This is a genomic window from Bradyrhizobium sp. B025 (assembly GCF_042257955.1).
In the GTDB taxonomy this organism is placed as follows: Bacteria; Pseudomonadota; Alphaproteobacteria; order Rhizobiales; family Xanthobacteraceae; genus Bradyrhizobium; species Bradyrhizobium diazoefficiens.
Genome location: NZ_CP170150.1, coordinates 3,685,751 through 3,704,192 on the forward strand (window position 1 = coordinate 3,685,751; position 18,442 = coordinate 3,704,192).

Here is an 18,442-nt window from a genome sequence, read left to right on the forward strand (position 1 = left end):
CTCGCTGTAGCGTCGCGGGAGCGGCGGCGCAAGCTTACTCGGCGGCCTGCTTGACGGTGCCGCGCGCGGGTGCCTCGTGGCCTTCGCCGTCATCCGAACGGCCCCAGCCCGAGAACCAATTGTTGAGCTCGTCGAGATAGAGATAGACCACCGGGGTGGTGAACAGCGTCAGCGCCTGGCTGACGATCAGCCCGCCGACCATGGCGTAGCCGAGCGGCTGGCGGATCTCGGCGCCGGTGCCGTGGCCGAGCATCAGCGGCACGCCGCCGAGCAGTGCCGCCATCGTCGTCATCATGATCGGGCGGAAGCGCAGCAGCGCAGCCTGGCGGATCGATTCCGCCGGCGTCTTGTGCTCGTCGCGTTCGGCGGCGATGGCGAAGTCGACCATCATGATGCCGTTCTTCTTCACGATGCCGATCAGGAGGATGATTCCGATCAATGCAATGAGGCTGAAGTCGAAACCGGACGCCATCAGGATCAGGAGCGCACCGACGCCGGCCGAGGGCAGGGTCGACAGGATCGTGATCGGATGGATGTAGCTCTCGTAGAGGATGCCGAGGATCAGATAGACCACGACGAGCGCGGCGAGGATCAGCAGCGGCACGGTGCCGAGCGACTGCTGGAACGCCTGCGCAGTGCCTTGGAAGCTCGAGTTCAGCGTCGGCGGCGCGCCGAGATCGGCCATCGCTTTCTGCACGGCTTCGGTGGCCTGGCCGAGCGCGACGCCCTGGGCGAGGTTGAAGCTGATGGTGATCGCCGGGAACTGGCCCTGGTGGCTGATCGAGAGCGGGCGGACCGGATCGGTGGTCCAGGTCGCGAAGGTCGACAGCGGCACCTGGTCGCCGGTCAAAGGCGATTTCAGATAGAGCTTGTTCAGGCTCTCGAGACTGCCCTGCATCTCCGGCAGAATCTCGAGGATCACCTTGTAGGTGTTGAGCTGGGTGAAATACTGCGTGACCTGGCGCTGTCCGAAGGCGTCGTACAGCGTGTCGTCGATCAGCTGCGGCTGGATGCCGTAGCGTGAGGCGGTGTCGCGGTTGATCTTGAGCTGGACCGTGGTGCCCTGCGTCTGCTGGTCGGTCGCGACGTCGCGCAGCTCCGGCAGCGTCTGCATCTTGGCGAGGATCTTCGGTGCCCAGTCGTTGAGCTCGCCGAGATCGGCATCCTGCAGGGTGAACTCGAACTGCGTGCGCGTCGGCCGGCCGCCGAGCCGGACGTCCTGGGCCGCCTGCATGTAGAGGCGGGCGCCTTCGACCTTGTCGAACTGCGGACGCAGTCGCGCGATGATCTGCTGGGCCGATGCCTCGCGCTGGTTGCGAGGTTTCAGCGTGATGAACAGGTTGCCGTTGTTGCCGGCGCGGCCGCTGCCGCCGATCGACATGGCAACGCTGGCAACGTCGGGATCGGCCAGGATGATCTTGCCCAGTTGCTCCTGGCGTCTCACCATCTCCTTGAACGAGATGTCCTGCGAGGCTTCGGAGGTCGCCGTGATGAGGCCGACATCCTGCTGCGGGAAGAAGCCCTTCGGGATCAGGACGAACAGGTAGATCGACAGGCCAAGCGTGGCGAAGAAGATCGTGAGCGTGGTACGGCGCCAGGCCAGGGCATGATCGAGGATGTATTCGTAGCCCCGCAGCATCCCGTCAAAGGCGCGCTCGCTCCATTGGTAGAACTTGCCGTGGGTCACCTCGCCATGGGCGCGCAGGAAGCGCGAGGCCATCATCGGCGTCAGCGTCAGCGACACGAACATCGAGACGAAGATGGTCATCGCCAGCACGACGGCGAACTCGCGGAACAGACGGCCGATGATGCCGCCCATCAGCAGCAGCGGGATCAGCACCGCGACCAGCGAGATGCTGATCGAGACGATCGTGAAGCCGATTTCCTTCGAACCCTTGAAGGCGGCCGCCATCGGCGATTCGCCTTCCTCGATGTAGCGGGTGATGTTCTCGAGCATCACGATGGCGTCGTCGACAACAAATCCGACTGCGATCGTGAGTGCCATCAGCGACAGATTGTCGAGTGAATAGCCGACGACCCACATCAGGGCGCACGCGCCCAATAGCGCCAGTGGAACCGTGATGGTGGGAATGACGGTCGCCCAGAAGCTGCGCAGGAAGATGAAGATGACCATGACCACGAGGGCGATGGTCAGCAGCAGTGTGAACTGCACGTCCTCGACTGCGGCGCGGATGGTCGTGGTGCGGTCGCTGATGAGCTCGATCTTGATCGCGGGCGGAATCGCCGCCACGAGGCGGGGCAAGGTCGCCTTGATCTTGTCGACGGTCTCGATGACGTTGGCGCCTGGCTGCTTGAATATCACCAGGAACACGCCGCGCTTGCCGTTGGCCCAGGCCGCCTGCTTGGCATCTTCGGCGCCGCTGACCGCCTGGCCGATGTCGCGGATCCGCAACGGACCGCCGTTGCGATAGGCGATGATGACGTCGTTCCAGTCCTTGGACTGGGTGAGCTGATCGTTGGCGTAGATCGTGTAGGCGCGCTTGTCGCCGTCGATATTGCCCTTGGGGCTGTCGACCGTGGTGATCGCGATCTGGCTGCGCACGTCCTCCATCGATAGGCCCTTGGCGACGAGTTTCGCCGGATCGACCTGAATGCGGATGGACGGCTTCTGCTGGCCGCCGATGAACACCTGCGCGACGCCGGAAAGCTGGCTGATCTGTTGGGCGAGCTGGGCGTCGACTGCGTCACTGACGCTGGTCAGAGGCAGCGTCTCCGAGGTCGCCGACAGCAGCAGGATCGGCGCGTCGGCCGGGTTGACCTTGCGATAGGTCGGCGGCGAGGGAAGATTCTTCGGCAGTTGGCCACTGGCGGCGTTGATGGCGCCCTGCACGTCATTGGCCGCGCCGTCGATGCTGCGGTTAAGGTCGAACTGGATGGTGATCGACGCGGTGCCCAGATAGCTCGTCGAGGTCATCTGGGCGATGCCGGGGATCTGGGCGAACTGGCGCTCCAGCGGCTGCGCCACCGACGAGGCCATGGTTTCGGGGCTGCCGCCCGGCAGGTTGGCGGTGATCTGGATGGTCGGAAAGTCCACCTGCGGCAGCGGCGCGACCGGGAGCAGGGGATAGGCGACGAGACCGACAAAGAGAATGCCCGCCATCAGCAGCGAGGTGCCGATGGGATAACGGATGAAAGGTGCCGAAATCCCGCCCGCGTTCATTCCTGTCGAACCTTGTTCTGGGCCGGATCCGAACTCGCCACCGCCGTCGAGACGAGGCTTCCGGGCTGCACCTTGAACTGGCCACCGGTGATCACCTGCTGCCCCGGCGCGAGGCCTTCGTCGACGACCGAACGTCCGTCGATCGCGTAGCTGACCTTGACCTTGTGCACTTCGGCCTTGTTGTCCTGATTGACGGTATAGGCGTAAAGGCCGTTGGTCGAATGCTGGACCGCATCATCCGGGACCACCGTCGCGTCCTTCAGCGTCCGCACCAGAAGCCGCGTCGAGACCGACTGTCCCGGCCACAGCGTGTGGTCCTTGTTGTCGAACACCGCCTTGAGCCGGATCGTCCCGCTGGTCGTGTCGACCTGGTTGTTGATGACGGCGAGCTTGCCCTCGGCCAGTGTCTTCTTGCCGTCGGTGGTGAACGCGATCACCTTGAGTGCCCCGGCCTTCTGGCCCTCGCTGATATAGGCGAGCTGATCTTCAGGCGCGGTGAAGATCACCGAGATCGGCTCGACCTGCGAGATCGTGACGATACCCGTCTGCGTCGAGGCGTTGACGATGTTGCCGACGTCGACCTGGCGCAGGCCGGCGACGCCGGTGATCGGCGCCTTGATCTGGGTGTAGTCGAGCTGGGTCTGGGCATTGGAGATCGCGGCGTCGTCGGCGGCGATCTGGGCGGTGAGCTGGGCGACAGTGGAGCGCTGGGTGTCGACCCGCTGCGCGGTGGCGAATTCGCCGAGCTTCATGGCGCGCTGGAGCTCGAGATTGGCGTTCGCCAGATTTGCCTCGTCCTGCGCCTTCTTGGCCTTGGCCTGGTCGAGCGCGGCTTGATAGGGACGGGGATCGATCGAGACCAGAAGCTCGCCCTCTTTGACGATCTGGCCTTCGGTAAAGGCGATCCTGTCGATCTGGCCGTCAACCCGGGGCCGGACCTGGACGGTGTTGAAACCCTGAACCGTGCCGAGACCGGTCAGGTAGACCGGGAAATCGACCTTCTGGACCGGCGCAACGCTCACGGGAACGGCGGGGGCGCGGGGCGGACCTTTTTGTGCCGTCTGGGTTTTTCCGGCATTCGGCGAGCCGAATTTCTGCCAACCATAGTAACCCGCGGAGGCCACGGCCGCGATGATCAGAATCCAGAGGATCGGCCGTGTTTTTTTCATATCGGCTCGTGTCGGCTCTTGTGCCCTCATTTACGAATTGTGGGGCAATCATTGGGTTCCAAGGCGCTTGTATAATACACGCCAAGTTCCAGTGTAAACAGCACTATCGATCGGGAATCCTAAACAATTGGAAAGCTTTGCACGGCTTAGGCAACTCGCTGGCGCGCCGGTGTGCAGTGCTGCATTTTCCCGCCGCGAGCGATCAGCGTGCAAAAATGAGGCAATGCCCGTAGCCGGTGTGGGTGGCCGCGGCGAGTTGGGAACGAGGCTGGCGCAACACCCGGGCAGGAGCGTCGGGATGTGCGCGTTCCGAGAACGGTTCTAAATCGCGCGGGCGGTGTTTCGGTTGTCAGGAAAATCGGCATCGTTCATATCGGCGCGCCACAACGGGAGCGCAGGATGGACGAATTGAACGGCAAGCTGATCGCGTGCCAGATTCTGATCACGGGATTGATCGCCCGCGTCGCCAACGAGCAGCGCGACCCCTTGCGCTTCCTCACCGACTTCCGCGACGAGATCAAGGCGGTGGTGAAGGGAGTCAACATCGCCGGCATGGACAACACCGATCGTGTGCGTGCCGTCGCGCAGAAGACTGTCGACGAATTGTTCTCGCTGATGAAGCCGCCGAGCAGCGATTGACGCTGCGCACGCGATCGTTGATTTCGCGGCTTTTTTCGCGCTCGTTTTAGAACGACTCCAATCTCACTTTAGAACCGTTTGAAACTGTAGATTAGAATCGTTTTGATCTGGACTTATTCAAGCGTTCTCGCGGCTTGCCCGCATTGACCCACTATTTTGCCGTCGATACCAACAGCCCAATCGCTCATCGAAGTGAATGAGCGGACATGAAGATGGGGCGTGTTGTAATGGGGCAGGTGGTCGCACCGAAGTCGTTGCGTTCGGTCGCAGCATTCGATCTGGCGTATGAAAAGTCCGCGGGCATTTCCGGCAAGAAGGTCTCGGCAGTCGCAAGCCTGATCGCGGCGGCGTCGGTGTCGAGCGGCGCAGAGGCGCAGCAGTCGAACCTGCCGCCGGTGACGGTCGATGCTCCGGTCCAGCGTCCGCGCCCGACGGCCTCGAAGCCCACGCCGGATCAGGTCCGCGCCCGCAACGCGCTTCGCCGCGCCGCGCAGCGCCAGCAGGCCCAGCAGGCTGCTCCGGCGACGCCCTCCGGACCCGCCGACGCGGATCCCTATGCCGATCCGGCCGCGCCCTACAAGGTCGATCACGTGCAGGCCGGGGGCAAGTTTCCGGAGAAATTGGTCGATACGCCTAAGTCGATCACGGTTCTCAGCAAGGAAGTGCTTGAGGACAAGAACGCCACGACGCTGAAGCAGGCGATTCTCAGCACGGCTGGCGTGACGCTCGGGTCGGGCGAGGGCGGCAATGCATTCGGTGACCGCTTCTTCATCCGCGGCTTCGACGCGCGCAACGACATCTTCATCGATGGCGTGCGCGATTCCGGCGTCAGTGTGCGCGAGAACTTCTTCACCGAGCAGGTCGAGATCCTGCGCGGTCCCGGCTCGACCTTCTCCGGCCGCGGTGTCGCCGGTGGTGCGATCAACATCGTCACCAAGCAGGCGACGACGGCAAAGAGCTTCTACAACATGGACACCACGTTTGGCACCGACCAGACCAAGCGTGTCACACTCGACGTCAATCAGGTGATCGACCCGACGCTCGCCGTCCGCGTCGGCGGCCTGTTCCAGGATGCCAATGTCGCCGGCCGCGACTACGTCACCGACAATCGAAACGGCGCCTTCGTCGCAACGACCTGGACGCCGACCGATACGGTCAAGGTCACCGGCAACTACATTCACACCGAGCTGACCGGCCGCCCGGATTTTGGCGTGCCATATTATCGGCCCAGCACGACGTCGACTGCCGGCGGTCCGTTTCCGGACTTCGGCGCCAATCGCAATAACTGGTACGGCTTCGTCAACCGTGACTTCTTCCGGACCGGCCAGGACATCGGCACGATCAACGCGGAAGTGCAGATCACGCCCGATCTGATGATCAGCAACAAGATCCGCGCGTCCCGCTCGACGCAGAATTACATCGGTACGCTTCCTGAAGCGCCGAAGCTTGTCGATCCGCTCTCGGCCTCGACGCTGAGTGCAAATCCGCAGAGCCGATTCCAGGTCACGGACGTGTTCGCCAACCAGACCGAGGCAACTTACAAGTTCAACGACGATGTAGGCTTCAGGCACACCTTGCTCGGCGGTGTCGAGTATGATCGCGAGAGATCGTCGATCGACAGTTATACCGGCCTCAGCTCGGAGCTGACGACCGGCACGCCCTTCAGCGGCAGCGGATCGAAGACCGACGTCAGCGTATTCGCTCCGCAATATACCAATCTTCCCTTCGGGATTCCGAGCCTCACCGGAAGTCCCACCAAGATCGGCATCGACACCGTCAGCGGCTACGTCATGGATAGCGCAAACTATCGTGACTTGGTGATCCTGAACGGCGGGTTCCGCTATGATGACTACAGCATCAACACGCGGAAGCTCGGCAGTCCTGGCCAGCAATCGGCGGAGTTTCTAATTCCGAACTTCAACCTCGGCCTGACGTTGAAGCCGGCACCGAACGGCAGTGTCTATGTGGCGTATGCGACCTCGGCGAACCCGGTTGGTGCCGAATTCGACGGCACCAGCACAGCCTATGGCGGCCTCAACCCGAACCTTCCTGGCGGCAATACGCAGATATTCGGGCCCGAGAAGAACAAGGCCATCGAACTCGGCACCAAGTGGGAGCTGTTCGATCGTCATCTGCTTCTGACCGCAGCGTTGTTCCAGACGACGAAAGAGAACGCACGCGAGTCGCAGAACGTGGGCAGTGCGGCCGCTGCAGCTCCTTTGGGATGCGTCTATCCGACCGGAACGACTGGCAATATATCGTGTATCACCGCCGGAGCAGCCTACCGCATCCGCGGCATCGATCTCGGCGTCGGCGGCAAGATCACCGACAAGTGGAGCGTGTTTGGCGGTCTCGTGCTGATGCAGTCGGAAGTGACGCAGTCGCTGGCGCCGTCGGCCAACAAGGCGCTGTATCCGACCAATGTCGGGCGTCCGCTCGCCAACATCGCGCATGAGTCCTTCAGCTTGCTGACGAAGTACCAGCTCACCGACGTCTGGGAACTGGGTGGGCAGGCGGTCTACCGTTCGAAGATTTACGGCGGCACTTTGCTCGCGGCCAACCAGGGCACGTCGATTCCGAGCTATTGGCGTTTCGACATGTTCGCGGAGGCCAAGATCAACAAGAACTGGCAGGTCAAGCTGTTCGTGAACAACATCTTCGACAAGCGCTACTACGACGCGTTGTACCAGAGCGCGGCACCGTTCGTGCTGGAGGCACCGGGCCGTGCCGCCTATGTGGTGCTCTCGGCGCGCTACTGATGGAGCGATAATCAGTTTCATGCTGACATGCATCGAAAACGTTCTCAGCAAGGATGATGTGGCGGATTTCCGCCGCATCATGGACGCCAGCGCATGGGAGGACGGCCGCTCCACTGCCGGCTCGCAGTCGGCCATGGTCAAGCGCAACGAGCAATTGCCGCCGGACAGCGAGGTCGCGCGCAAGCTCGGCAACCGCATCATCTCGGCGCTGACGTCGAACCCGCGCTTCATCGCGGCGGCGATCCCGCTTCAGATCTTCCCGCCGCTGTTCAACCGCTATGCGGCGAGCAGCGGTCACCATTTCGGCCTGCATGTCGACAATGCGATCCGCGGCGACCGCCTGACCGGCCTTCGCATCCGCACAGACCTGTCGGTCACGCTGTTCCTCGCCGAGCCGGACGAGTATGACGGTGGCGAACTTGTGATCGAGGACACCTACGGCTCGCACGAAGTCAAGTTGCCAGCCGGCGACTGCGTGCTCTATCCCTCGACCAGCCTGCATCTGGTGACGCCGGTGACCCGGGGAGCGCGGGTTGCATCTTTCTTCTGGCTTCAGAGCATGATACGGGACGATCAAGCCCGGAGCATGATCTTTGACCTCGACACCGCGATACAGGCGCTGGTGGAACGGCTCGGGCGTGACGATCCCGAAACGGTCAAATTGACGGGTATCTATCACAACCTCATTCGCTACTGGGCCGAAGTATGAAGATCATGTCCTTCCAAGCAAGCCGTGCCGCAGCCTTGATGCTGGCGGCCGCTTGGCTCGCATCTCCGGTTTCTGCCCAGACACAGACCCCGCCTGCGGCCCCGGCACAGTCTACGGCCCGGCCGGCACCGGTCAGCCCGGTCCCAGCGGCACCATCGACGACCGCGCCTGCCGCCCCGGCGCCTGCGGCCTCGACGGCGACCGCTCCCGCGGCACCGACGGCATCCCCCGCAGCCATCGCTCCGGCGACTGCGAAGCCCGACGCCGCGTCCGCTACCGCGCCGGCCATGAAGGAGTTGTCGCCCTGGGTGATGTTCATGTCGGCGGACGTCATTGTGAAGGCGGTGATGATCGGGCTCGCCTTCGCATCGCTGATGACCTGGACCGTCCTCATCGCCAAGTCCATCGAGCTGTCGGTCGCGTCCGGCAGGCTTCGTTCGGCGCTGAAGAAGATCTCGGAGGCACGGTCGCTCGCGGAAGCGCAGATGGCGCTCGGCACCAAGGAGGGCATCCTGCCGTCCTTCCTAGCGGCAGCGCTACGCGAGGCGCGGATGTCGGCCGGCCTGTCCAGCGATGCCGGCATCAAGGAGCGCGCGGCCTCGAGCTTTTCCGAGATCGTGCGCGCGGAGGCGCGGCGCATCCGCATCGGCATGGGCGTGCTCGCGACCATCGGCTCCACGTCGCCCTTCGTCGGCCTGTTCGGCACGGTCTGGGGCATCATGAACAGCTTCATCGGCATCTCGAAGTCGCAGACCACGAACCTCGCCGTGGTCGCGCCCGGCATCGCCGAGGCGCTGCTCGCCACCGCGATCGGCCTCGTCGCCGCGATCCCTGCGGTCATCATCTACAATCACTTCTCGCGCGTGACGAAGAGCTATCTCGAGCTCGTCAGCCGCGCCTCGGGCGCGGCGGGGCGGCTGCTCTCGCGCGATCTCGACCGCAGCCACGGCAGCGTGCATTCGCGCGCGGCGGAGTGAACCATGGCCGTTTCGCTCGCAGACAACGAAGACGACGACGACTTCTCGGAAACGCATGACATCAACGTCACACCGTTCATCGACGTCATCCTGGTGCTGCTGATCATCTTCATGGTCGCAGCCCCGCTCTCGACGGTCGATCTGCCGATCGATTTGCCGACGTCGAGCTCGACGCCGCAGAAGAAGCCGGACAAGCCGACCTATCTCAGCATCAAGCGCGATCTGACGCTCGCCATCGGAGAGGATTCCGTCCACCGCGCCGAGCTGATCGGCACGCTCGACGGGCTGTCCGACATGAGCAAGGACAAGTACGTCTTCCTGCGTGCCGATCGCTCCGTGCCCTATGGCGAGTTGATGGGCGTCATGGAGCTGCTGCGCTCCGGCGGCTACACGCGGGTGAAGCTGGTTGCGCTCGAAGGCCCGCCCACGGCGGCGGGATCGGCCGCCGCTGGCGCGGCGCAGCCATAGGGGGCGTCATGTCCGACGTCGAACTCGAACCCAGACCAGCCCGGCGGCTTTGGATTTTGGCGGCGGTTGCGGCGCTCGCGCTCCATTTGGGCGGGGCCGCGCTGGCGCTCGCGAACCTGCGGGCCGACGATGGCGACGAGGGGCTGGGCGCTGCGGGAGCGGAGTTCGCGGTCGAGATGACGTCGCCGCCGGTTCAGGAGTCCGACAGGGCACCCGGGCCGACGGACTCTGAGGAGCAGGAAGAGCGCCCGGCGCTGCCCGAGCAGAAGGCCGAGGTCAAGGAGACGGATCTTCCACAGGATCGGCCGCAACAGGCCGAGGATCCCGATCGCCTCGTCACCGAGAACAAGCCGAAGAAGGAGCAGGACGACGATCCGAAGGTGGCCGCCGTCGAAACGCCGGCCATGGAGGCATCGCAGAAGTCGGTCGCCATGGAGCGCCAAACCTTTGAAGACGCCACGCGCGAGGCCGAGAAGGCGATGGCGCCGGTTCTCGGCATCGGCAAGGACATCCTGAAGCTGACGGCCGACTGGAACCGCAAGATCAGCGCGCACCTATCTGCGCACAAGGTCAACCCGGAGGGCAAGGAGCCCAATAACCAGACGGTAAAGGTGAGCTTCGCGCTCAACCGACGGGGGAACGTGATCTCGGTTGACGTCGTGGAGTCGTCCGGAGATGCGGCTTACGATGCCGCCGCGATCTCCATGGTCCACAAATCCGATCCTTTCCCGACACCGCCCGCCGCGCTGACCGAGGACCGGATCGAGCGCACGGTCCCCATCATCTTCAAGCCGCCGGACGAGAAGAAAAAGAAGAAGACGGCTCAGCGCCAGTAGAGCCGGATTCCGACATAGACCACGACCAGGCAGGCGAAGATCAGCGCCACCGGAAGCGGTCGCTTCTGGGTTCCACCGAGTGTCGTCGCCCCGAAGGCGGCAGACCTCTTCGGCTTCGGTGCCGGACGGCGGAAAGCGGTAACATTGTCCGCCGCCGTTTCAGGCGGGCGGGTGCGGACGTCGGGCGGGGTTCCGGCGCCGCCCATCTCGGCATAATAGGCCCGGTAGATCGCGCCGATGGTGGCTTCGGTAGCCTCGCCCTCGCTCATCTGCGCCAGCAGGTTCTTGTAGCTCGCGAGGAACTCCTGGGCTTCCGGCGGCAGCGCGGACGACCCGTTGAGCTTGGCCATCATCTTCCAGGTGGCAAAATCGGCGCGGGCTCGGGTGTCGGCGCGTCGCGCGATCAGCATATCGGCAGCTTTGACCAAGTCGGCCTCTGGCCCTTCGGCTTGTGTTCGGGTGTCGTAGTTCAACTACGCGTTGCCGGTCAGGAAGAGAACAGCCTGAATCACATAACCGGTCAACGTTCGCAGTATTGCTGAAATAACATCAAGATTTAGACCGAACTGCGAGCCCGCAAGCGGCAGCAGGATCAACAGGCCGATCAGGATCAGCATACCGAACGGCTCCAGCCGGGCCAGCGGCAGGGCGAGCGGCCGCGGCAGCAGCCCGACCGCGACGCGCCCGCCGTCGAGCGGCGGGATCGGCATCATGTTGAAGACGGCCAGGACGGCGTTAATCAGCAGCGCATTCTTGAGATTGTCGAAGATCCACTGCGCGGACCCCGCCGGCGCCAAGGGCAGGGCGTGGAGAGTGAGAGCCGCCGCCAGCGCCAGCAGGATGTTGGTCGCGGGCCCGGCCAGCGCCACCCAGACCATGTCGAGCCTGGGGTTGTTGAGCTTGCGGAAATTCACCGGCACCGGCTTGGCGTAGCCGAACAGGAACGGCGAATGCGCAAACAGCAGCATTGCCGGCAGGATCAGGGTACCGAAAGGGTCGATGTGGCGGAGCGGGTTGAAGCTGACGCGGCCGAGCTGCCAGGCCGTGTTGTCGCCGAGCCGATGCGCGACGAAGGCGTGCGCCGCCTCGTGGAAGGTGATGGCGAGCACCAGCGGCAGCACCCACACCGAAAGGTCATAAAAGGAAATGTTCACGGCTCGTCCGTCCCGGTTTGCCTGCGGCCTTGCAGCCGTCCCAGCCAACCCGGCGGTGCAGCAACGCTTCAGCTCAAGATAGGGTGGCCGGTTCCGAAATACCACGCCGCAAATGACCGGCGGACCGTCCCCGCCGTGCAGTCGTGCAAATTCATGCAGGAATCGTCGTCTGATATTGTATCAGGCCGTCGTCGAGCTTCAGCCAGGCGAGCTTTTCCGACACCCAGATGTGCTCGGTCGGCGCGAAGGCGTTGCGGTCGTCGAAGGTGGCGAGTGCTACACCGGCCAGCGTGCCGTTGCGTCGCCAGGCGAACAGGCGTGTGCCGCAGCGCTTGCAGAACACGCGGTCGATGTTCTCGGACGAGGCATAGCGCTCGGTCTCGCCCTCGACGGTCAGCGCACGCTGGTCGAATTGTGCGCGGGCGAAGTAGGGCGAGCCCATCGCCTTCTGGCACAAGCGGCAATGGCAGATGCGGACGTTGAGCGGCTCGCCCTCCGCCTTGAACCGCACCGCGCCGCACAGGCATCCACCTTCCCGGATCATGTCAGGCCACCCGCCATTCGCCGACCTGGCGCGCCATGCTCCAGTTGAGATTGTCGAGATCGCCATCCATGTTGGAATTCCCGCGCCTTGTGTTGGTGAAGGCTGCCCAGCAGAAGCCGCCATGGGTGCGCACGGCAATCGTGCTCGTGCCCGGCAGGCTGCCATTGTGCCACCAATTGTCTGACTTGTTGACACAGAAACCCTTGGCATAGTCCGGGCTGTAGCTGGGCGCGGTGGTCATGATCTCTATGGTGCGCGGCCGCAGGATGTTCGCGGGTCTCGTGTAACCGTCGACATGCATCAGGAACTGCACGAGATCCGCCGGCGTCGCGATCCAGCCGCCATGGGAATCCATCCGCCTCACTTTCATGTCGTAGGGATTTTCGCCCTGGCCGTAATAAGCGACCTCGCCGGTCTGGCGCTGCTCGCGCGTGTTGCCCGCGATGGTCATGTCGGTGACGCCGCAGCGCGCGAGCACATCGGTGCGGACGTGCTCGGCATAGGGCTGGCCGGTGAGCTTCTCGATCACGCGCCCGAGCACGCAATAGCCGAAATTGGAGTAGGCGTAGTGCTGGCCCGGCGGGCGGTCGAGCGGCCGGTTGGCCAGCGTCCAGGCGATCAGCTCGGCATGATCCATCCGCGGATGGGTGAACATGGGATCGCGGTTGTCGTTGCTCCAGCCGCCGGCGGTGTGGGTCAGCAGATGCTCGAGCGTGATCTGGTCGATGCCGGCGGAATAGGGCGGCTGTCCGTAATCGGTGCCGAGCAACGCGCCCGGGCCGAACACGCGATCCGCCAGCTTGAGGCGGTTCTCCTCGATCAGGCGGAAGATCGTGACTGAGGTGATCATCTTGCTGACGCTGGCGATCCGGAACAGATGCCGCGGTGTTACGGCCTCGTTCCGCTCGATATCGGCAACACCGAAGGCGTCCTCATGGACAACAGTGCCGGCATAGCCGATAGCAACGGAGAGTGCCGGCACGCCGTACTTGTCCATGAAGCTGTGCGCGAGCCGTGCCATGGCGCCGCGCTCGGCGGGTGAGGGCGGGCGGATGTTCGGCGGGTTGGGCGAGAGTTGCGCGAACGTCGTCGACGACAGCAGCGGCAGCGCGCCTGCGCCCGCTGCGAGCTTCACGAAATCCCGACGCCCAAAATCCCGACAACCAAGCCGCATGGTCCGCCCCTTCCAGGGGCGGCCAATGCTTCAGTAGGTCGCCCGTCCACCGGAAATATCAAACACCGCGCCGGTGGAGAAGGCACAATCTTCGGATGCGAGCCAGCTCACCATCGCGGCGAGCTCTTCCACCTGCACGAAGCGCGCTTTCGGGATCTTCGACAGCATGAAGTCGATATGCTGCTGCGTCATCTGGTCGAAGATCGCGGTCTTCGCCGCCGCCGGCGTCACCGCATTGACGAGGATGTCGTGCGCGGCGAGCTCCTTGCCGAGCGACTTCGTCAGCGCGATCAGGCCGGCCTTGGACGCCGAATAGTGCGAGGCGTTCGGATTGCCTTCCTTGCCGGCGATCGAGGCGATGTTCACGATCCGCCCGTATTTCTGCTTGAGCATTTCCGGCACGATCGCCTTGCAGCAGATGAAGGGGCCGTCGAGGTTGATGCGCAGCACCTTGCGCCATTCCTCGAGGTCAGTCTCCCAGACCGGCTTGTTGACGCCTGCGATGCCGGCATTGTTGACCAGGATGTCGATCTTGCCGAAGGCGGCCAGCGTCGCATCGCGGGCCTGCTCGACGGCTGCGGTGTCGGTGACGTCGACCTTGAACACCTTGGTCTCGCCGCCGATCTCCTTTGCCGTCTTCTCGGCCAGCGCGGCGTCGAAATCCCAGATCGCGACCTTGGCGCCGGAGGCGGCGAAGCGCTGAACGATGGCGCGGCCAAAGCCCTGTGCGCCGCCGGTGACGATGGCGACGCGGCCGTTGAGGTCGATCTTGTTCATCGAAAAATCCCTCTATCTGTCCCTCACGGTGAGGAGCGCGCGCTTGGCGCGCGTCTCGACCCATGGAGCCCGTGGCCCGTCCCTCGAGACGGCGCTTGTCGCGCCTCCTCGGGACGAGACGTGATCAGAGCATGTAGCCGCCGTCGACGACGAGGTCGACGCCGGTGGTGAACGCGCTCTCGTCGCTGCCGAGATAGACCGCCATGGAGGCGATCTCGTCGGCGGTGCCGAGCCGGCCCATCTTCTGGCGGGAGATGAACATCTCCTTGCCCTGCGGTCCTTGCGCGGCGGCGCGGTCGAGCATCGAGGGCGTCTCAACGGTGCCCGGGCAGATGCTGTTGCAGCGGATGCCCTTGGTGATGAAGTCGAGCGCGACCGCGCGGGTCAGCAGCGACACCGCAGCCTTCGACGCGCTATAGACATAGCGGTTGGCGGGCGGCCGCAGCGCGGCGCAGGACGAGATGTTGACGATGCTGCCACCGCCGCCCGCGAGCATGTCCGGCAGGAAGGCCCTGATGGTCCGGTGCATCGACTTGACGTTGAGGTCGAACGAAAAGTCGAAATCCTCTTCCGAGCATTCCAGGATGGTGCCGTGGTGCACGAAGCCGGCCGCATTGAGCAGGATGTCGATCTTGCCGACTCGTTTTGCAAAAGCATTGACGTCGGCGGTGTTGCGCACGTCGAGCTTTGCGGTTTCGGCGATGCCTTCCTTGGCAAGGCCCGCGATGCCGCTCTCGTTGATGTCGGTCGCGATCACGGTCGCGCCTTCACGCGCGAATGCGATGGCGCATGCGCGCCCGATGCCTGCTGCCGCAGCCGTGATTACGGCGCGCTTTCCCTTGAGGCGGTCTGCCATTTTTTTGTTCTCCTTTGAATTTTTTGTCGTCATTCCGGGGCGCGCCTCTTGGCGCGAACCCGGAATCCATCGGGCCACAGCGTCGGTTGATCAATGGATTCCGGGCTCGCGACTTCGTCGCGCCCCGGAATGACAGTGTCAGTGATTATCCCGCGCCACTCCAAAGGTGCCGGCGACGTTCTGGTAGCGCGTGGCGAGCTCCATGCAGGCGCCGGTCGACTGCTGGCCGACGGTGTTGCGGTAGATCTCCTGCCACGGCGTCTGGTTCGGCGGATGCTTGAAGCCGCCATTGGCCTTGAGCTCGGCGTGGCGCTTCTTCAGCTCGTCGTCCGAGATCAGGATGTTGGCGCTGCCCTTGTTGAGGTCGATGCGGACCTTGTCACCGGTCTTGAGGATCGCGAGGCCGCCATTGGCGGCTGCTTCCGGCGAGGCATTCAGGATCGACGGCGAGCCCGAGGTACCGGACTGGCGGCCGTCGCCAATGCAGGGCAGGGACAGGATGCCGCGTTTGATCAGCGCCGCCGGCGGCTGCATGTTCACGACCTCGGCGCCGCCGGGATAGCCGATCGGGCCGGTGCCGCGGATGAACAGCACGCAGCGCTCGTCGATGTCGAGGGAGGCATCGTCGATCCGCGCGTGATAATCCTCCGGACCCTCGAACACGATGGCGCGGCCCTCGAAGGCGTTGAGATCCCCAGGCTTGCTGAGATAGCGGTCGCGGAATTCCTTGGAGATCACGCTGGTCTTCATGATCGCGGAATCGAACAGATTGCCCTTCAGCACCAGGAAGCCGGCGTCCTTCACCAGCGGCTTGTCGTAGGACCAGATCACGTCGTTGTCGGGCGTGGGCGCATTGGCGCAGTTCTCGCCGATGCCGCGACCGTTCACGGTGACCGCGTCTTCGTGGATGCGCTTGTGCTTCATCAGTTCGCGCACCACGGCCGGCACGCCGCCGGCGCGGTGGAATTCCTCGCCGAGATAGAAGCCGGCCGGCTGCATGTTGACCAGCAGCGGCACGTCGTGGCCGACCTTCTGCCAGTCGTCGATCGAGAGCTCGACGCCGATGTGGCGCGCCAGCGCGTTGATGTGGATCGGCGCATTGGTCGAGCCGCCGATCGCCGAATTGATCACGATGCAGTTCTCGAACGCCTTGCGGGTCAGGATGTCCGAAGGCTTGAGGTCCTCCCAGACCATCTCGACGATGCGCTTTCCGGTCTCGTAGGCGATCTGGCCGCGCTCGCGATAGGGGGCGGGGATCGCCGCACAGCCCGGCAGCGAGAAGCCGAGCGCTTCGGCCAACCCGTTCATGGTCGAGGCGGTGCCCATGGTGTTGCAATGGCCGACCGAGGGCGCCGAGGACGCCACGATCTCCATGAACTCTTCATAGTCGATCTCGCCGGCGGCAAGCCGCTCGCGCGACTTCCAGACGATGGTGCCGGAGCCGGTCCGCTCGCCGGCATGCCAGCCGTTCAGCATCGGGCCGCCCGACAGCACGATCGCGGGCAGGTTCACGGTCGCCGCCGCCATCATGCAGGCGGGCGTGGTCTTGTCGCAGCCGGTGGTCAGCACCACGCCGTCGAGCGGATAGCCGTAAAGGATTTCGACGAGGCCGAGATAGGCGAGGTTGCGGTCGAGCGCCGCGGTCGGGCGCTTGCCGGTCTCCTGTATGGGATGGGTCGGGAATTCCATCGCGATGCCGCCGGCCTCTCGGATGCCCTCGCGGACGCGGTGGGCGAGCTCGATATGGTGGCGGTTGCAAGGGGAGAGGTCGTTGCCGGTCTGGGCGATGCCGATGATCGGCTTGCCGGACTGCAGCTCGGCGCGGGTGAGGCCATAGTTCAGATAGCGCTCCATATAGAGCGCCGTCATGCCCGGGTTATGCGGGTTGTTGAACCATTCCTGCGAGCGAAGGTGGCGACGGGCGCCGTTACCGGCGGGCGCGTGCCCATTGGTTGGCTTTTTTGTCATTGGGTTCTCCTGCAATGCAAACGCACTGGCGTCGGTCTTGGGGTGTCGGCTTGTGCGATGCCCAGCGGCGCTAGCGATGACCTGCCTTCCCGCTGGCGGGTCGTTTCCTCACAAATCCGATACTAGTCATGGCTACTTGGTAACGCTACCATTTTGTTCGCAGTGCCCGCACCTGACGCAGCCGGCCTGCCGTCTGAACGTCGCGCCGACGAGCTTTGCCGCTCGATCACCTTGAAGCCGAGATCGAGCACCGGCTGCTCCGGGCGCCGTCCGTCGATCGCCTCGATCAGCATGGTGGCGGCTGTCTTGCCCATCTCGTAGCGGTTGGTGCGCACGCTGGTCAGGGTGGGGACGGCGGAGGCCATGAATTCGAGGTCGTTGAAGCCGACGATCGCGATCTGCTCGGGGACGCCGATCTCGCGGCGCCGGCATTCGAACAGCACGCCGAGCGCGAGGTCGTCGTTGGCGCAGAACACCGCATCGAGGTCGGGCTCGCGTGCCAGGAGATCGGTGAACAGGGCGCCGCCGAGCGTCACCGACGTCGGCGTGGCGGTCGTGACGACGAGGCGTTGCTCGAACAGGGAGGCGTCCTTCATGGCCGAGACATATCCGTCCAGCCGCCGCTGCACCCGCGGGTCCATGCGCGCGCCGACGAATCCGATCTTGCGGTGACCTTGCGCGAACAGGTGGGCAACCGCCGCGCGTGCTGCCTCATAGTGGGAAAAGCCGATCATCATGTCGACCGGATTGGGCCCGATCTCCATGATCTGCACGATCGGACAGTCGGCCGCCTCCAGCATCGCGCGCGATTCCGCGGTCTGGTCGATGCCGGTGACGATCAGCCCGGCAGGCTTCTGCGCAAGAAACAGGCGCAGCAGCTTCTCCTCCTGGAGGATGCTGTAGCGTGTGTTGGACAGCTGGATCGAGTAACGGCCGCCTTCGGAGGCGTCATAGATGCCGCGCAGCACGTCGGAAAACACGTTGTTGGTCAGTGACGGAATCAAGACACCGATAACCTCGGTGCGTTGCGAGGCGAGCGCGCGTGCCGCCAGGTTCGGCACATAGCCGAGCTCCTTGGCCGCGCTCTCGACCCGCGTCCGCTTGGCGACTGAGAGCGCTTCGGGGTTACGGAAGAAGCGGGACGCCGTGATCGGGCTGACGCCGGCAAGCTCGGCGACTTCCGCCAGCCGGATTTTGCCTGACTTGGTGCGTTTTCGACCCATTGCTGCTC

Annotated in this window: 16 protein-coding genes; 6 read left to right on the top strand and 10 right to left on the bottom strand. The window is 64.1% G+C overall.

The genetic code is table 11. From position 1 onward, the window contains the following. Positions 1-34: 34 nt before the first annotated feature. The gene (locus ACE10W_RS16820; RefSeq protein ID WP_011086679.1) at positions 35-3,181 is read right to left on the bottom strand and encodes a multidrug efflux RND transporter permease subunit; all 3,147 of its coding nucleotides are present in this window, start codon (positions 3,179-3,181) and stop codon (positions 35-37) included. After that, positions 3,178-4,350 (bottom strand): efflux RND transporter periplasmic adaptor subunit, encoded by a 1,173-nt coding sequence (locus tag ACE10W_RS16825; RefSeq protein ID WP_038966871.1) that lies wholly within the window; start codon positions 4,348-4,350, stop codon positions 3,178-3,180. Before ACE10W_RS16825 ends, ACE10W_RS16820 begins: the two co-directional genes overlap by 4 nt. A gap of 399 nt (positions 4,351-4,749) precedes the next feature. On the opposite strand from ACE10W_RS16825, the gene ACE10W_RS16830 reads away from it, so the two are divergent. The 6 genes from ACE10W_RS16830 (at position 4,750) to ACE10W_RS16855 (ending at position 10,738) form a co-directional block, all read left to right on the top strand. Further along, entirely contained in the window at positions 4,750-4,989 is a 240-nt protein-coding gene (locus ACE10W_RS16830) for a hypothetical protein (RefSeq protein ID WP_028170951.1), read from the top strand. Positions 4,990-5,216: 227 nt separating this feature from the next. Continuing rightward, complete coding sequence (locus ACE10W_RS16835) at positions 5,217-7,748, top strand: TonB-dependent siderophore receptor (RefSeq protein WP_304553780.1); 2,532 nt, start codon at positions 5,217-5,219, stop codon at positions 7,746-7,748. 19 nt (positions 7,749-7,767) lie between these two features. Then, on the top strand, positions 7,768-8,457 hold the full coding sequence (locus tag ACE10W_RS16840; protein ID WP_161535282.1) for a Fe2+-dependent dioxygenase: 690 nt from the start codon (positions 7,768-7,770) through the stop codon (positions 8,455-8,457). Then, positions 8,454-9,434 carry a tonB-system energizer ExbB gene (exbB, locus tag ACE10W_RS16845; RefSeq protein WP_271556554.1) on the top strand — a complete coding sequence of 327 codons (981 nt, stop codon included), beginning with the start codon at positions 8,454-8,456 and terminating at the stop codon, positions 9,432-9,434. Before ACE10W_RS16840 ends, exbB begins: the two co-directional genes overlap by 4 nt. Before the next feature lie 3 nt (positions 9,435-9,437). Next, positions 9,438-9,902 (top strand): TonB system transport protein ExbD, encoded by a 465-nt coding sequence (exbD, locus tag ACE10W_RS16850; protein ID WP_304552762.1) that lies wholly within the window; start codon positions 9,438-9,440, stop codon positions 9,900-9,902. A gap of 8 nt (positions 9,903-9,910) precedes the next feature. Next, complete coding sequence (locus ACE10W_RS16855) at positions 9,911-10,738, top strand: energy transducer TonB (RefSeq protein ID WP_011086685.1); 828 nt, start codon at positions 9,911-9,913, stop codon at positions 10,736-10,738. Here ACE10W_RS16855 and ACE10W_RS16860 read toward each other — a convergent pair. From ACE10W_RS16860 to ACE10W_RS16895, 8 genes are all read right to left on the bottom strand, one after another. Beyond that, positions 10,726-11,148, bottom strand: a complete 423-nt coding sequence (locus tag ACE10W_RS16860; RefSeq protein ID WP_011086686.1) for a hypothetical protein — start codon at positions 11,146-11,148, stop codon at positions 10,726-10,728. The two genes, ACE10W_RS16855 and ACE10W_RS16860, sit on opposite strands and share 13 nt — an antisense overlap. 63 nt (positions 11,149-11,211) lie before the next feature. Further along, the gene (locus tag ACE10W_RS16865) at positions 11,212-11,892 is read right to left on the bottom strand and encodes a site-2 protease family protein (protein ID WP_060911616.1); all 681 of its coding nucleotides are present in this window, start codon (positions 11,890-11,892) and stop codon (positions 11,212-11,214) included. Between the two features lie 151 nt (positions 11,893-12,043). Next, on the bottom strand, positions 12,044-12,436 hold the full coding sequence (locus ACE10W_RS16870) for a GFA family protein (protein WP_011086688.1): 393 nt from the start codon (positions 12,434-12,436) through the stop codon (positions 12,044-12,046). A gap of 1 nt (position 12,437) precedes the next feature. Next, positions 12,438-13,571, bottom strand: coding sequence for a serine hydrolase (locus ACE10W_RS16875; protein ID WP_304552766.1), 1,134 nt, complete (start codon positions 13,569-13,571; stop codon positions 12,438-12,440). 69 nt (positions 13,572-13,640) lie between these two features. Continuing rightward, complete coding sequence (locus ACE10W_RS16880) at positions 13,641-14,387, bottom strand: SDR family NAD(P)-dependent oxidoreductase (protein WP_161535278.1); 747 nt, start codon at positions 14,385-14,387, stop codon at positions 13,641-13,643. A gap of 124 nt (positions 14,388-14,511) precedes the next feature. Continuing rightward, positions 14,512-15,243: an SDR family oxidoreductase gene (locus ACE10W_RS16885; protein ID WP_038966876.1), complete on the bottom strand. Its 732-nt coding sequence runs from the start codon at positions 15,241-15,243 to the stop codon at positions 14,512-14,514. 138 nt (positions 15,244-15,381) lie between these two features. After that, a complete protein-coding gene (locus tag ACE10W_RS16890) occupies positions 15,382-17,211 on the bottom strand; it encodes an IlvD/Edd family dehydratase (protein WP_028170958.1) in 1,830 nt (609 codons plus the stop codon). 122 nt (positions 17,212-17,333) lie between these two features. Further along, entirely contained in the window at positions 17,334-18,434 is a 1,101-nt protein-coding gene (locus ACE10W_RS16895; RefSeq protein ID WP_161535276.1) for a LacI family DNA-binding transcriptional regulator, read from the bottom strand. Positions 18,435-18,442 lie beyond the last annotated feature (8 nt).

Bases quoted from the DNA above. Each gene is read 5' to 3' on its own strand.
- ACE10W_RS16835 (WP_304553780.1), top strand. From the start codon at position 5,217: ATGGGGCAGGTGGTCGCACCGAAGTCGTTGCGTTCGGTCGCAGCATTC.
- ACE10W_RS16860 (WP_011086686.1), bottom strand. From the start codon at position 11,148: ATGCTGATCGCGCGACGCGCCGACACCCGAGCCCGCGCCGATTTTGCC.
- ACE10W_RS16830 (WP_028170951.1), top strand. From the start codon at position 4,750: ATGGACGAATTGAACGGCAAGCTGATCGCGTGCCAGATTCTGATCACG.
- exbD (WP_304552762.1), top strand. From the start codon at position 9,438: ATGGCCGTTTCGCTCGCAGACAACGAAGACGACGACGACTTCTCGGAA.
- ACE10W_RS16890 (WP_028170958.1), bottom strand. From the start codon at position 17,211: ATGACAAAAAAGCCAACCAATGGGCACGCGCCCGCCGGTAACGGCGCC.
- ACE10W_RS16870 (WP_011086688.1), bottom strand. From the start codon at position 12,436: ATGATCCGGGAAGGTGGATGCCTGTGCGGCGCGGTGCGGTTCAAGGCG.
- ACE10W_RS16855 (WP_011086685.1), top strand. From the start codon at position 9,911: ATGTCCGACGTCGAACTCGAACCCAGACCAGCCCGGCGGCTTTGGATT.
- ACE10W_RS16820 (WP_011086679.1), bottom strand. From the start codon at position 3,181: ATGAACGCGGGCGGGATTTCGGCACCTTTCATCCGTTATCCCATCGGC.
- ACE10W_RS16885 (WP_038966876.1), bottom strand. From the start codon at position 15,243: ATGGCAGACCGCCTCAAGGGAAAGCGCGCCGTAATCACGGCTGCGGCA.
- ACE10W_RS16880 (WP_161535278.1), bottom strand. From the start codon at position 14,387: ATGAACAAGATCGACCTCAACGGCCGCGTCGCCATCGTCACCGGCGGC.
- ACE10W_RS16840 (WP_161535282.1), top strand. From the start codon at position 7,768: ATGCTGACATGCATCGAAAACGTTCTCAGCAAGGATGATGTGGCGGAT.
- ACE10W_RS16825 (WP_038966871.1), bottom strand. From the start codon at position 4,350: ATGAAAAAAACACGGCCGATCCTCTGGATTCTGATCATCGCGGCCGTG.
- ACE10W_RS16895 (WP_161535276.1), bottom strand. From the start codon at position 18,434: ATGGGTCGAAAACGCACCAAGTCAGGCAAAATCCGGCTGGCGGAAGTC.
- exbB (WP_271556554.1), top strand. From the start codon at position 8,454: ATGAAGATCATGTCCTTCCAAGCAAGCCGTGCCGCAGCCTTGATGCTG.